This is a genomic window from Parenemella sanctibonifatiensis, from assembly GCF_002250565.1.
Lineage (GTDB): Bacteria > Actinomycetota > Actinomycetes > Propionibacteriales > Propionibacteriaceae > Parenemella > Parenemella sanctibonifatiensis.
Genome location: NZ_NMVJ01000011.1, coordinates 97,605 through 111,852, shown reverse-complemented (window position 1 = coordinate 111,852; position 14,248 = coordinate 97,605). Strand labels below are relative to the sequence as shown.

The following is a 14,248-nucleotide window of genomic DNA, read 5'->3' as shown; positions in this document are numbered from 1 at the left end:
GGGCCTCCTGCCGAATCGACTGCACGTCTTGCGCGCGTCAACGCGGTTCGGTGTCACTCAATGCGGTTCGGTGCCGACCAGGTGCGCGAAACCGACGGCACGGTCCGGTGACCAGAAGAGATCCTGGGCGGTGATGAGGGTGAGGAGTTCCTCGGAGGGTGGTGGCCGGCCCCGCGGACAGTTGGTCCCAGAACCCAGCTGTCGCCGGTGAGGGTCGGGCGGCGAGGATGCGGGCCTGGCACGTGTAACTCAGACCGCAGGAAGATTCATGGGAGGTGTTCTTCCTGCTAATCTTCCTGTCATGGCGCTGAACATCAAGGACCCCGATACGGATCGACTCGCACGCGAGCTCGCGGCGCTCACCGGCGAGAGCATCACCGTCGCCCTCAAACGCTCGATTGAGGAGCGTCTCGCCGCCGTCCGGCGCCGCCGCAGCCCACGACCCGATCTGAGCGGAATCATCCGACGTGGCCGGGCCCGGGTGGTCCTTACCCGCGATTCCGAGGACGCGATCCTTGGCTACGGCGACGACGGCATGCCCCGATGATCGCGGTCGACAGCTCCGCCCTCGTGGCCGTGGTCCTCGGCGAGCCGGAGGCTGAGCAGATGCTTGCTGCGCTCGAAGCGTCGGCCGGCATCTTTTGCGCCGCCAACCTCGTGGAGGCGGCAATTGTCGTTGAGTCTCGCCAAGGGTTGGACGCAGCACGAGACCTGCAGTTGCTGATCGAGGGAGCGATCGAGGAGATCGTCCCAGTCGATGCTGACTTGGCCGATGGCGCGGTCCGGGCGTGGCGGCGATTCGGAAAGGGGCGCCACCCGGCCGGGCTCAACTTCGGCGACTGCTTCGCGTACGCGCTCGCCCAGCAACGCGGGTTGCCGCTGCTCTTCAAAGGGGACGACTTCCGTCGGACCGACGTAGGCGACGCGCTGGGCTCATGACGAGGCCAGCGGTGCGCGCGCTCAGCGCGGTTCGGTGCTGACCAGGTGCGCGAAACCGACGGCCCGGTCGGGTGACCAGAACAGATCCTGGGCGGTGATGAGGGTGAGGAGCTCCTCGGACGGGTGGCTGCCGGCGCCGCCGGGCAGCTGGTCCAGGACCCAACTGTCCCCGGCGTCGACCGTCAGGTCGGCCGGGGCGACGTGGATGACATAGATGTAGGTCGAGCTCGCGGTTTCGAGAATGACTTCGTCGCCGACCTCGAGAGTCAGCAACTGGCGAAACGGTTCGCCGTTGGTGATCCGATGACCCGTGAGGACGACATTGCCGTGCTCGCCGGGCACCCCGCTGCCCTCAGTCCAGCCGACACCCGAGTTGAGTTGGTCATCCTCGGTGCCACCCAGAACCGGCATCACCCAGTCCTCGCCGAGCCGCGGGATCCGCAGCAGCCACGCCGGCTCGCCCACGGTCGGCGTACCGTCCACCAGTCCGCCGTCCTCCAACTGCGCGACCGCGACCTGCTGCCGTTCGCGGGCCGGTTCGTCGGTGAGGAGATAGCTGTACGCCACCCAGCCCGCCGTCGCGAGCAGCGCCAACGCGAGAACGCCGGCCAGGAGGCCGGCGAAGGAGAAGCGGGAGCGTGCGGTCACCGCATCAGTATGACGCCCCATCGCGAGTGGTTCATTCCAACCGTCGTTTCGGAGGTGACCCGCAACCGAGGTAGCGCCTAGCGCCATGGACGAGCGGCAATCCGCTTGTCGCTCGGTCGGGGAGAAACCAAGAGGGCAGGTCCTCGTTCCCGCAGGGATCGTGAACTGCCCAGGAGGTGAATGACGATGAAGACCACCCTGAAGCGCGCCCTTGGACTCGCTGCAGGAGGCGGACTTCTGGTCGGCAGCATGGTCATGTCGGCGCCCGCTGAGGCGGGCGGCGGCTCGATGGTCAGTGGGGACACCCGTGCCGAGTGCAATGCGGTGTTGCGAACTGAGGTCGATGAACGCCGCGACGCTGGCGTACGCATCGACGGCATCTCGTGGTGCATCCGCGATTCGCGGGATGGCACGTGGTATGGGTCGTACGGCCACGGCTGAGACCAACAGTTGCCACTGAGCCCCCGGAGCTTTCCGGGGGCTCAGTCTTTTCGTGGGCCGGGCGTCGAAGCCCAGCACCCCAGAGCGTGCAGAGACGACGACTAGTTCCGCCGCTGTGCACGCTGGCTGCAGATCGGTCGATCTGCCAGTCGTTTCTGCACACGCCGCCATGACCCTCCCGCCCCCAGGTCAAACATTTGTTCGATTGAAGGCCTGAACCCCTAGTTTTTGTCGGTGATAACGCGTAGCCTGAAGCCATTCAATCGAACACCTGCTCGAACCCCTCAGGGAGGTGAATCCAGTGACGGACCCTCACACCACAGCCGCCCTCGATGTGATCTCGAAGATCCGTGCTGCGAAGGCCTCCAAATTGGAGGCGGAGGCGCGGGAGTTCATGCAGGCCGCCGAGTTCGCCGACCTCTATGACAAGGACTGGCACGCGATCGAATACCCCAACGGAGTGGTGTCGTTCGGCGAGCGCCTGCTTCGGCTCGGTGGCGAGGGTACGCCGCTGGTCGCCGAGTTCTGCGTCCTCGAGCTCGGAGCGGCCCTCGGGATGCCGGAGGAGGAAGCCCATTCTCTGGTCGCAGACGCGTTGGCGTTGCGAGGCCGGTTTCCGAAGACGTGGGCCGTGCTGGGTGAGGGGCGGCTGCGGGTGTGGCAGGTCCGGCACCTGGTCGGGAAGACCAGCGACCTGCCCGTCGAGCTGTGTGCCCGAATTGATGCCCAGGTGGCGGGGTTCGGGGCCTCGATGGGCAAGCGAGCACTGGAGAACATGATCGACGCGATCGTGTTGAAGCACAGTCCTGAGGCCGCGCAGACCGCTCATGATGCCGAGTTGGCCCGCCGTCATGTGTACATCGATCGCCTCGGCGAAGGTGTCACCCGCGAAATCCATGCCAGCGTGGACGTGCCCACCGCCATCCACCTCGACGCCCAGTTGAATCGGATCGCGACCATCGTGGGCCAGGCCCAACTCCGCAAAGCCGGCAATGAAGCTTCCGACACGATGGATCCTCGCGACGTACGCCGGGCGCTCGCGCTGGGCATCCTCGCCACCCCGGCCCGAGCCTTGCACCTCCTCCAGGAATCGCTGATCGACACCCTCGACGACACCGAACTGGCCGCGACCGACGTTGATGCCCCCAGGTCCGAGGTCGGGCAGGAGCCCAGCCTCGGGATCGGTTGCCCGATGGCCAGCTCACCCGCGCACACCTGCGGCCAGGTCACCGTCGATCCGATCAAGCTGCTCCCCAGGGCCCAACTGATCGTGCACGTCACCGACGCCAGCCTCAAGGACGGCGGCATCGCCCGAGTGGAAGGCGTCGGGCCCGTCCTCACGACCTGGCTGACCGAGCTGTTGGCCGACTCTCATGTCACCGTCCGGCCCGTGTTGGCACCAGATCAGAAGTGGGCGACCGAGGCGTACGAAATCCCCGAAGCCATGCGCGAATGGATCGCCCTGCGCAACCCCACCTCAGTCTTCCCCTTCTCCACGAGGAACAGCAGAAACCTCGACATCGACCACACCATCCCTTGGGCACCACCACGACCGGCCGCCGTCCCCGAGGACGGGCCACCGGGCGACGGCTCCCCCGACGGCGGTTCTCCACACGAGGATCCACTTGATGTCCTGCCGGATCGAGATCCACCCGACGATGACCTGCCGCTGACCCGCCCCGGCAACCTCGGCCCCCTCACTCGGCGGCCACACCCACGCCCGTTGGCGCGTCGCCCAACCCTGCCCCGGCATCTTCATCTGGACTTCGCCGCTCAACTTCGTCTACCTCGTGACCCCCAGCCACACCTGGCAGATCCACGACCCGACCGAGTCCTTCACCGTGCCAGCCGCGGCCTGAGGCGTCGACCGGGATCCAACCCCTGACAGCCCCTGTACTCCACGGGGGCTGTAAGGCTGCTCGTGGGCGCCACAGCAGCTCGTAGCCATCGTGGTCCGATGTCAGCCCTCCGCCCGCTTGACCACGAGGTCAGCTGTCGCGCCGAGGCTGGATCGAAACGTGGTCGGGCCGTCAATCGGGCTCGGCTCATCCCGTGGCACCAGCAGGCATTCCGGACGCCCCGGCTCACCCGCCTCCAGCCACGACGCGGCAGCTTCGGCGAGTCGCCGCGCAAGGTCCGGCCCCGTCGCGCCGCCGCCCCTGACCGGGACGTCAATCCGGTCCACCTGCTCGCGGACCGGTCCCGGCCAGCCCAAGAATGCGAAACCATCCCGATCGGACAGCACCGGCGTACCCAACGGCGACACCCCCGTGAAGCCGTCGAGGCGCCTCGAGCCCAGGCTTGCCCAACTCGCCATCGGGGCAATCTCGGAGAACATCCACAACCACAGGTCGCTGGGGGATCGGTCCACCGCCAGCGAGATGCCCGAGTCCTCTGCGCTCAGGATCGTGCCGCTGCTGAGAAGTTCCTTCTCCGACGGCGCCGGCACACCGGTTTCGCGCAGGACCAAGGTGTGCTCCCCGGTCTCCCGGACGGCGCGGGTGTCGTACTCCCCCGCCCCGTGACCCCGTGCGGCGACGAAACCGCAGTCGAACTCCACTCGCCCCCGCAGCCCGTCAGCGAGGCGATCCAGGACAATGCACTTGCGTACGCCGTGGATCGTGACCGGTGCGACGATGCGGCCGCCTGGGGCCAAGCTGGCCAGCAGACTGTCGGGAAGGGTCGGACACTCCACCGTGACCACGATCAGGTCGAACTCGCCATCGGCCCGACCGACCGACTCCCATGCATCCCACAGCTCGGCCCTGACCGTCGGAAACTGTGCAAAGGGGAAGAGCCGCACCACCCGGGCGATGATTTCGGGATCAACATCAGTGGTCGTCACGGAGCCGGAATCGCCGACACAGGCCGCCAGCAAGGCGGCGTTGCAACCGCCGGAGCCGACTTCCAGGACCCGCACCCCGGGCGCCGGCTCGGCCACCTCCAACATCGCCGCGTGAACGATGGGCGACGACATCGAGCTGACGCCGCGCCCGGTCCCGTCGCGGCGCACCGTGACGACGCCGGTGCTGTACGCCTGCTCCGGATCGACCTCCGGAACGAACTGGGCCCGGTCGACCTGGGCGAAGGCCCTCGCGACGATCGGCGAACGCAGGACCCCTGCCTCGGTCAGCTCCGCGATCAATTGGTCCCGAAACGGGGTCGGGTCGTATCCGGTGTCCACGATCACTCCTCGTTGAATGCGTTCGTCCGTACGCCGAGGCAACGAACACTGACGGCTCGACACGTTTCAACTGAAAGGGCAATGTTGAACGGCGTAGAATCCAGTGCCCACGCTAGCTAGAGCAACCCCAGCCTAGCTGACATCGTGGCCACTCCTGCCGATTCCGATCGATTGGCGAAGACTGGACATAGTCTCTTCCGCGCGCCTTCTTGCCTCTCGAGCTCCGTCGTCAAGCACATCATCAAGGTCGCTAGAATCCGCCATCAAGGTAAAGTATTTTTCCCTCATTGGCTCGACTCGCTCGATAAGCTGCTTAGAAAGAACCTCCTTAGCGTCTCCCCAACCGATGCTCCCGGCCTCAAGAGCCGACACGATCTGCGAGGTCACATCATCGGAGGCGACCGTCGACAAAATTTGAACCACCACTGACTCGCGCGCGCTATCTTGAACTCTCTGGGAGTTCGTTACAATTTTCATGCAGCAGCGCTTGATGGCTTCAGGGCTGGCAAAAAGTGGGATCGTGTTCTCGTATGACTTGCTCATCTTACGACCATCGATTCCCGGGATTTCCACTAGGGCCTTGGCATCGAGATGCACTCTGGGTGTCTTCAACTGGAAACCCGCCGGATATCTTTTATTGAACCGACGCGCGAGCTCTGCCGCTACTTCGACATGTTGTTTCTGATCCCTGCCCACAGGGACGATGTCTGCGTTCATGAGCAGAATGTCGGAGGCCATCAGAATGGGATAGTTGAATAAGCCCATATTGACGCCATCATCCGGCTGACGCCCGGCGCGCTCATTCCTTTCGACTGCCGCTTTGTAGGCATGCGCTCGGTTCATCATCCCCTTTGAAGCTACCGCTGACAAGACTACAGCCAGTTCAAAAATCTGCGGCACGCTAGACTGTCTATAAATTAGCGACTTCGCAGGATCCAGCCCGCAAGCAAGCCAGGCCGCTGCAACTGACCTCGAGAGGCCCCTGAGCCGCTCCGCATCATCGATCTGGTTCAGCGCATGATAGTCAGCGATGAAATACAGCGAATCTCCGCGCTCCGCGAGGTCCAGTGCCGGCCGGATCGCTCCAACGTAGTTCCCGAGATGCGGCTCGCCCGTCGGCTTGATACCGGTCAAGTACGTCTCTGTGCTTCGCGCCGTCATGCCGAGAGTGTACTGCGAGCAGCAGCCGAGCCTGCGTCGCACTCGCCAGCAAACCAGGTTGGGGCGCGCCGGAGTAATCCAAGCCTTGCGTAGGCTGACGTCCCGGCGTAGCCGATACGCGTCGGCGCATGATAGGGTAGTTGGCCGTCTCCGCCGCGGTGTTACCACAGCTGCGATGCGGCGTCGTTCGACCCGATTTCATCGCCCGCAGCTCTCGGGAAATACACCTGCCATCTCGTCAGCCGCGACGGCATGGACCAGAGCCTCCGGACACCCTTGGGCGGTTCGCAAGTCTCGTTTACTCATGTGATCACCGCCACAGGTTCGGCGGCTCTGGTGAGGGCATTGAGTCGGCGTCCGTGAACGGCGCCGCCCCGCCGATCCAATCGGCCAGCTTCTTGCCTGCCAAGCGGCGCTGCGGGAAGATCGCCGAGGCCATCGACCGGGTCGTGTCCGGCAGCGTCCCCGCCGTGGCCGCGACCACCAGATTGCCGAAGCGCCGGCCCTTCCAGGTGGCTGGTTCGGCCGCCACGCTGAGGTTGGGCCACTGCTGGCGCACCCCGGCCAGCAGCCGTTTCGCGTACGCAAACGGCGCCTGGTCAGTGAGGTTCATCACGAACATCCCGCCCGGCGCCAGCACGCGCGCCGCCTCGGCCAGGAACTCTGCGGTTCCCAACTCGGCCGGCACCCGGGCGCCGGCGAACGCGTCGACGATCACCACGTCTTGGGTCGCCTCGCGGATCTTTGCGATCCCGGTACGCCCGTCCTCAGGCCGCACCTTGATCCCGCTGGTCTTCCCCAACGGGACCACCCGGCGTACGGACTCGGTCAACTCCGCATCGGGTTCCAGCACGATCTGGGCGGAGGTGGGCCGGGTCGCGGCCACATACCGCGGCAGGGTCAGCCCGCCTCCGCCGATGTGCAGCACCCGGATCCGCTCCCCCTCGGGCGCCCACGCATCGAGCAGCTCGGTGATGCGCTGCACATACTCAAAGGCGATGTAGCGCGGATCGTCGGGATCCACGTAGGACTGGTCGGTGACCCCGAACCGGACCTTCCAGCTGCCTGGCCGGTCCGGATCCGGGATCACCTCATGGGAGGTCGGACTCACCGATCACTCGGCGATCTCGTCGGCACGCCGAGTCGCCTCGGGCACGGCTGACTCCCCCGCCGACTCCTGGTCCCCGTCGGAGACCACCGCGAGCCGGTCATCGACCAGATCGAAACGCACCGTGTCGCCAGCCATGACGCTGCCGGCGAGGATCTGGCGGGCCAGTTCGTCCTCGATCGAGGACTGGATCAGCCGCTTCAGCGGGCGAGCACCATAGACCGGGTCGAAGCCGGTACGAGCCAGCCAGGCGTACGCCTGGTCGGTGAGTTCCACCTGGATTCGCCGCTCCGCCAGCCGTGCATTGAGGCGCTCCAGCTGGATGCCGACGATCTGGGACAGGTCCTCCTCGCTCAGCGGATCAAACAGCACGACCTCGTCGAGCCGGTTGAGGAACTCCGGCTTGAAGGAGTTGCGCACCACATTCATCACCGACTCGCGCTTGGTGTCGGGATTGAGCTTCGGGTCCGCCAGATACTGCGACCCCAAGTTTGAGGTGAGGATGAGGATGGTGTTGCGGAAGTCGACCGTACGCCCCTGACCATCGGTGAGTCGACCATCGTCGAGGACCTGCAACAGGATGTTGAAGATCTCCGGGTGGGCCTTCTCGACCTCGTCCAGCAGGATCACCGAGTAGGGCCGGCGGCGTACCGTCTCGGTCAGCTGACCGCCCTCCTCGTAACCGACATAGCCCGGAGGGGCACCAACCAGTCGGGACACCGCGTGCTTCTCGGAGTATTCCGACATGTCGATGCGCACCATGGCGTGGTCATCGTCGAAGAGGAACTCCGCCAGCGCCTTGGCCAGCTCGGTCTTGCCGACACCGGTCGGCCCCAGGAAGAGGAACGAGCCAGTGGGCCGGTTCGGGTCCGAAATCCCCGCACGGGAACGGCGTACCGCATCGGCCACCGCTGTGACCGCCGCCCGCTGCCCGACGAGCCGCTGGCCCAGCCGGTCCTCCATCTGCAGCAGCTTCTCCGATTCGCCCTGCAGCATCTTGCCGACCGGGATTCCGGTCCAGCTCGACACCACCTCGGCGATGTCCTGGGCGCTGACCTCCTCCGACACCATCGACTTGCGGTCGGCGACTTCAGCCTCGGCGGCGTCGGCCTTCTCCAGTTCCTTTTCCAGGGCCGGGATCTTGCCGTAGGTCAGCTCGGATGCCTTCGCCAGGTCACCCTCGCGCTGCGCACGGTCAGCCTCGCTGCGGAGCTGGTCGATCTGCTCCTTCAGCTCGCCGACGCGGTTCAGGCCCGACTTCTCGGCTTCCCAACGCTGCTCCAAGCCACGCAGCTCTTCCTTGGCGTTGGCCAGGTCTTCGTTGAGACGCGCCAGCCGCTCCCGGCTCGCGACGTCGTCCTCCTTCTCCAGTGCCAGCTGTTCCATCGTCATCCGATCCACGCTGCGGCGCAGCTGGTCGATCTCCTCTGGCGAGGAGTCGATCTCCATCCGCAGCCGCGACGCGGCCTCGTCGATCAGGTCGATCGCCTTGTCGGGCAGCTGCCGCGAGGTGATGTAGCGATTCGACAGCGACGCGGCAGCCACCAGCGCACCGTCGGTGATGGCGACCTTGTGGTGCGCCTCGTACCGTTCCCGGAGCCCGCGCAGGATGGCGATCGTGTCCTCCACGGTCGGCTCGCCGACGAAGACTTGCTGGAAGCGACGCTCCAGAGCCGGGTCCTTCTCGATTCGCTCGCGATACTCATCCAGCGTGGTGGCACCAATCATGCGCAGCTCACCTCGGGCCAACATCGGCTTGAGCATGTTGCCCGCATCCATCGAGCTGTCGCCGCTGGCGCCGGCTCCGACGACGGTGTGCAGCTCGTCGATGAAGGTGATGACCTGCCCCTCGGACTCCTTGATCTCGTTGAGGACGGCCTTGAGGCGTTCCTCGAATTCGCCTCGGAACTTGGCCCCGGCCACCATCGCGGACAGGTCCAGGGACACCAACCGGCGACCCCGCAAGGAATCGGGTACGTCGCCGGCGATCAGCCGCTGCGCCAGACCCTCGACCACGGCGGTCTTGCCGACGCCCGGCTCACCGATCAGCACCGGGTTGTTCTTCGTACGCCGGGCCAGCACCTGGACCACGCGACGGATCTCGGCATCGCGTCCGATCACGGGGTCGAGCTTGCCTTCCCGGGCAGCCTCGGTGAGGTCAACGCCGTACTTCTCCAGCACCGACTCACCTCCCTCGGCCTCTTCGCTGGTGACCCGCTTGTCGCCGCGCGCTTCGTCGAAGGCGCCTTCGAGGTCGGCGGCCCGGACGCCGAGGTCGTTGAGGATCTTCGCGGCGTCGCTGGGCACTGCGGCCAGCGAGATCAGCAGGTGTTCGGTGGCGACGAACTGGTCGCCGAGCTGCTGGGCGCGGGTCTCGGCATCGGCCAGCACCCTGGCCAGGCCGCCGGCGACCGTGGGCTGGGTGACCGAGTTGCCCTGCGCAGAGGGCAACTTGGAGATGGCGCCCTGGGCGGCGGCGTCGACGACGCGCGGCTCAGCACCGACGGCAGCAAGCAGCTGCGCTGCCGGGTCCTCGGGCACCAGCAACAACGCATGCAGCAGGTGCACCGCATCAGCCTGCGGATTGCCCTTGGTCAGGGCCACGCGCAACGCCGTCGAGAGCGCGTCGCGACTCTTGGTGGTCAGTTTGTTGGTGTCCATGTCTCCCCCTTGTGTCCGCGTCCACCCGGTCAGGCGTACGCGTGGTGCAGTCGTGATCAGTAGTGGTTGACCCTCTCCCACGATGGCGGCTCAGCGCCACCGCCGCGAGAGTTGAGTCACACCTACTCAACTTTGACGCGCACCATCGTATTCCCTGCCACGCGTGCGGACTGACATCGGCGTACCGCACCGCGTGGCGGACCAAGGCGGATGGCTCAAGACCATTTCCTCATGCCGCTTGCCCCCATCCAGCCAACAGCTATGCGGATGCGAGTGTTCTTCGAGCTGTCCGGGGTGTTCAGCCACCGCATCCTCACGTGGACCTTGGCCAAGGCCCTCCGTCGGCGCCTGTCATTCCTGGGCGCACGTCTGCTGGACCTTTTTCAGCGGTCTTGGGAGCATGACCGTCGAACCGAGCGCAGTGCTCGACGCGGTCGTAGCCAACTTGTTCCTGCCCGCGGCTGGGTTGTGGCTCCTGTACGCCCTGATCGTCTGCAACATCCTCGCCCCAGCGACCCGACCCCTCAGCCGAGACGCTGCTCGTGCAGAAATACATCGTCAGCGGTCTGACGGCCGGGGCAACCAAGGGTTGAGCACGCACTTCACTAGAGTGGCCGGCCACTAGAGTGGCCGGACGTCAGCCGGCGCCGTAGCCGCTTGGGCTGCCTGCCCTGCCCCCTCCCCCAGGCCGATCATTGATGAGCGACAGTCCCACCCAGCCGGTACGCCCAGAGCCGACCGAGGCGTCCCCTGCCGCCAAGAAGCGGCTGGACTGGGTCGATGCCGGCAAGGGCCTGTCGATCCTGGGCGTGGTGACCTTCCACGTGGTCGTCCGCGCCGAAACCTGGGAGGGCCTGGCCGGTGAGATCACCGACCTGCTCACCCCGGTACGCCTGCCGCTGTTCTTCCTGTTGTCAGGCCTGTTCAGCCACCGCATCCGCGAGTTGAGCCTGCTGGGTCTGTTCACGCGGCGGCTGTGGTTCCTGGTGGTGCCCTACGTCGTCTGGTCACTCCTGTTCGGCGTCGAGCGCTACCTCATGGACCCGGTGGCATATCCGGCGTACCTGATCGGGTGGGAGATCCTGCTGCCCACCACCGGCCTGTGGTTCCTGCACGCACTGGTGGTCTTCACCGTCGCGGCATGGCTGACGAAATGGCTGCCCGGCTGGCTGACGGTGCTGCTCAGCTTCCTGCCGCTGCTCGGCCTGGCCAATCCTGAGTTGGCCCAGGTCTGGATCTTCCACCGCTGCGTGGCGTTCCTGCCGATCTTCATGCTCGGCCTACATGCCCGCTCAGCATGGTTCTGGCTGGCCGAGCGCGCCTTCCGCTGGTGGGCCGTCCTGCTCGCCTTTGTCTGTTTCTTCCTCGCATTCGGGCTCTACCGCGGACTACAGGAGTGGGGTGAGATGAGGCTGGATCCGGCGACCCTGCACGCCGTCCTCATCACCGCCGAGTGCGGTCGGGCACTGATCGCCCTCCCCACTGGTGTCGTGTTGGCCGTCGCGGTCAGCCGCGCCGGCTGGGTGAGCGATGCGCTGGCGTACCTCGGCCGGCGTACGCTGCCGATCTTCGTGAGCCACGAGATGCTGATCTTCGCCATCTATGGCTTCGGCCCGTTCTACGAGCGCACCATGACCTGGCTGCACACCTGGGTCACCCCGGCCTCCACCGAGGTGTTGCTGGTCACCGCGATGTGCATCACGGTCGGCCTGCTGGTCGACCGGCTGTCGAAGGTGCCGGTGCTCGGCTGGATCGTGACGCCGCCCAGCCTCGGACCGAAGGACCGCGGCCAGGTCCGCTGAGAGCCGGGCGGCGTACGCCCGCCGCTCACGCGCAGTGGACACCCTTCAGCCGCTCACCGCGGCCGTCGGCGACCTGCCGCTCGATCTCCTCGAGCGACCTGCGCCAGGCCAGCCGGTATCCCTCCGGGTAGGCGAGGCTGCGGCCCGACTCGGCCGCGGCGATCACCTCGCACTTCGTCGGGGCGGTCGGCGCGCCGCTCGGCACCGGCTGCGGCACCACGTACTTGAACGCGTGCGACTTCTGCGAGAAGTAGATGTCGCCGTTGGTGTCCATGTTGCCGAAGGCCGCCCCCGAGGTGAGCAGCACCGTCACCTCCAGCGTCTCCGGATCGATGCGGAAGAGTTTGTTGCCAGCGGTGACGTAGCCGTTGCCGTCGACCGGCGAGATGTACTGGTAGGCCCACGCCCAGTAGAAAGTGCCGGCCTGGTAGCGGCCGGCCAGCCCCGACTCGCGGTGCACGACGGTGCGGCTGGCGGGGTCGTACACGAAGAAGGTGTCCTCGGCCCAGCCCCAGAGGCGGCCGTCGGAGGCCACCATGAGCCCGGTGACGCCCTCCCGATCGGCCACTGGCACCAGTTCGTTGACGACGGTGCGGGTTGCCGGGTCGAAGACGATCAGCTTTGCCTCCCCGTCCGGCGCCTCGATGCCCATGCCGCCGTCGATGTTGGTGCCGATGTAGACCAGCCCGTCGTTGGGGTTGTACGTCACCGAGATGATGCTCTGCCCCTCGACGATCTCCTCGGTCAACCAGACGTGCTCACCAGTCGCGAAGTCGTGGATCGCCAGGCCACCCTGGAGCTTGCCGTAGCCAGCGATCGTGCCCATGTAGGCCTCGTCGCGATCCGGGTTGTACGCCATCGCAAACGGCCGGTCCTGCCCTTCGGCTGCTCCGTCGAAGATCAGCCTCGGCGCAGCGGTCGGGTTGGCGGGATTCCAGCTGCTGAAGCGGGCATTGCCGTAAGAGCCCACATACATCTGGCCGTCACGGATGATCGCCGATTCGTACTGGCCCGAGGTCAGCGAGGGATAAACCGTGCCGCCGCCGGTCGTGTCCACCCGCGCCATGCCGAGCGGATAGCCCGAGGCGAACATCAGCCCGTCGGGCCCGGCAATCATCTTCTGGATCGCGGTCGGCTGCTCCACGGTCCACGGCTGGCTGGTGTACTCGTTGGCCGGGGTCACCTGGAAGGCGCCCCGGATGTCGGTGCCGATCAGGTCGCCGTTCTCGGCGATCATTGCGTCGCCGAAGTACGCGCCCAGATCCAGCCCGGTGTCGGTGGAGGTCTTCGCGTCAAGGTCGTACTCGAGGACGTCGCCCGACTTGGTGTACCAGAACTTGCGCGGCTCATCGGGCAGCTCGACGACGTTGTAGCCGCCGATCTGGCCCGGATCGGTCCAGGTGTCCACGACGCCGTCGGTGCCGATCACCAGCAGCGCCTGGCCGTTGGCGCTCAGCACCAAGTGGTCATCCACCAGCCACATGCGGTGGATGAAGGCGGTGTCCTCCAGGCCCGGGACGTTCTCGTTGTTGGTCATCTTGGTCATCTCGCCGGTGCCGGCATCCGCGATGCGCCACAGCTCCGCATGGGAGCCGCCGGCGGTCACGTAGAGGTCGTTGGTCGCCGGATCCCAAGCGCAGGCGTGGAGGTAGGTGTTCTCCGGATTGACGGTGGCGACCTTGGTGATCGCGTCGGTGGCGGGGTCGTACTGGTAGAGCGCCGAATGCTTGTAGGTCGGGATGAAGACCGAGCCGTCCGGCCCCGGGCACAGGCCGAAGGGCTGGGCATCGGTCGGATTCGGCTCATAGGTGCCCAGGTCGCGCAGCTCCCGGGTTTCCGGGTCGAACTGCCACAGCTTCTGGTCGAAGTAGGTCGCGATGTAGACCTTCCCGTCACTGGCGACGGTGACGGCGCGGGCATGCTCGGCGGTGTCCATGGGCAGGTTCACCAGGGTCTCGCCGGTGCGGACATCGACCGCGGTGAAGGCGCCTGGATAATCGCTGCCGGCGGTGCCCTTGAAGACCTGATAGGCCACGTCGCGGCCGTCGAGCCGACCGATCTTGGCGGGGCTGGGCTGCTTCACCTGGACCGGCTCACCGAGGTACTGGACGTCGGGATTCTGGTCGAGGATCGGCTGGACCGACTCCGGAACGGGGATGTCGGCGTACGCCGGCGAACCGCTGGTGAGTCCTGCTCCGACCACGGCGAGGGCCATCAGGCCGCCGAGGGTGCGTGCCACGGTGCGTGTCGTCGTCTGGGGGATCATCGTTGCTCCCTTGAAAGTTTCTGCTGCTGTTGCAGCAA

At 66.2% G+C, this 14,248-nt stretch carries 11 protein-coding genes; 5 read left to right on the top strand and 6 right to left on the bottom strand.

Annotated elements, in window-relative coordinates:
• Positions 1 to 301 precede the first annotated feature (301 nt).
• Together CGZ91_RS13475 and CGZ91_RS13470 are read left to right on the top strand one after the other, a co-directional pair.
• The gene (locus CGZ91_RS13475) at positions 302 to 547 is read left to right on the top strand and encodes a type II toxin-antitoxin system VapB family antitoxin (RefSeq protein ID WP_094455958.1); all 246 of its coding nucleotides are present in this window, start codon (positions 302 to 304) and stop codon (positions 545 to 547) included.
• Positions 544 to 939: a type II toxin-antitoxin system VapC family toxin gene (locus CGZ91_RS13470; RefSeq protein ID WP_229116638.1), complete on the top strand. Its 396-nt coding sequence runs from the start codon at positions 544 to 546 to the stop codon at positions 937 to 939. The genes CGZ91_RS13475 and CGZ91_RS13470 overlap by 4 nt, the downstream gene beginning before the upstream one ends.
• Before the next feature lie 21 nt (positions 940 to 960).
• On the opposite strand, the gene CGZ91_RS14410 is transcribed toward CGZ91_RS13470, so the two are convergent.
• Positions 961 to 1,587 carry a sortase gene (locus CGZ91_RS14410; RefSeq protein ID WP_179229381.1) on the bottom strand — a complete coding sequence of 209 codons (627 nt, stop codon included), beginning with the start codon at positions 1,585 to 1,587 and terminating at the stop codon, positions 961 to 963.
• A gap of 186 nt (positions 1,588 to 1,773) precedes the next feature.
• On the opposite strand from CGZ91_RS14410, the gene CGZ91_RS14405 reads away from it, so the two are divergent.
• Entirely contained in the window at positions 1,774 to 2,028 is a 255-nt protein-coding gene (locus CGZ91_RS14405) for a hypothetical protein (RefSeq protein ID WP_179229380.1), read from the top strand.
• Between the two features lie 301 nt (positions 2,029 to 2,329).
• Positions 2,330 to 3,913, top strand: a complete 1,584-nt coding sequence (locus CGZ91_RS13460) for a DUF222 domain-containing protein (RefSeq protein WP_094455954.1) — start codon at positions 2,330 to 2,332, stop codon at positions 3,911 to 3,913.
• Positions 3,914 to 3,988: 75 nt separating this feature from the next.
• Here CGZ91_RS13460 and CGZ91_RS13455 read toward each other — a convergent pair whose 3' ends face one another.
• The 4 genes from CGZ91_RS13455 to clpB all read right to left on the bottom strand — a co-directional run bounded on the left by CGZ91_RS13455 (position 3,989) and on the right by clpB (position 10,142).
• Entirely contained in the window at positions 3,989 to 5,212 is a 1,224-nt protein-coding gene (locus tag CGZ91_RS13455; RefSeq protein ID WP_179229379.1) for a class I SAM-dependent methyltransferase, read from the bottom strand.
• A 132-nt stretch (positions 5,213 to 5,344) separates the two neighbouring features.
• Positions 5,345 to 6,373, bottom strand: a complete 1,029-nt coding sequence (gene trpS, locus CGZ91_RS13450; RefSeq protein WP_094456096.1) for a tryptophan--tRNA ligase — start codon at positions 6,371 to 6,373, stop codon at positions 5,345 to 5,347.
• A gap of 310 nt (positions 6,374 to 6,683) precedes the next feature.
• Positions 6,684 to 7,484, bottom strand: coding sequence for a spermidine synthase (locus CGZ91_RS13445; protein ID WP_229116637.1), 801 nt, complete (start codon positions 7,482 to 7,484; stop codon positions 6,684 to 6,686).
• Positions 7,485 to 7,487: 3 nt separating this feature from the next.
• The gene (clpB, locus tag CGZ91_RS13440; protein WP_094455948.1) at positions 7,488 to 10,142 is read right to left on the bottom strand and encodes an ATP-dependent chaperone ClpB; all 2,655 of its coding nucleotides are present in this window, start codon (positions 10,140 to 10,142) and stop codon (positions 7,488 to 7,490) included.
• 698 nt (positions 10,143 to 10,840) lie between these two features.
• On the opposite strand from clpB, the gene CGZ91_RS13435 reads away from it, so the two are divergent.
• Positions 10,841 to 11,944 (top strand): acyltransferase family protein, encoded by a 1,104-nt coding sequence (locus tag CGZ91_RS13435; protein WP_094455946.1) that lies wholly within the window; start codon positions 10,841 to 10,843, stop codon positions 11,942 to 11,944.
• Positions 11,945 to 11,969: 25 nt separating this feature from the next.
• Here CGZ91_RS13435 and CGZ91_RS13430 read toward each other — a convergent pair whose 3' ends face one another.
• Complete coding sequence (locus CGZ91_RS13430) at positions 11,970 to 14,183, bottom strand: NHL repeat-containing protein (RefSeq protein ID WP_144276921.1); 2,214 nt, start codon at positions 14,181 to 14,183, stop codon at positions 11,970 to 11,972.
• Between the last annotated feature and the right edge of the window lie 65 nt (positions 14,184 to 14,248).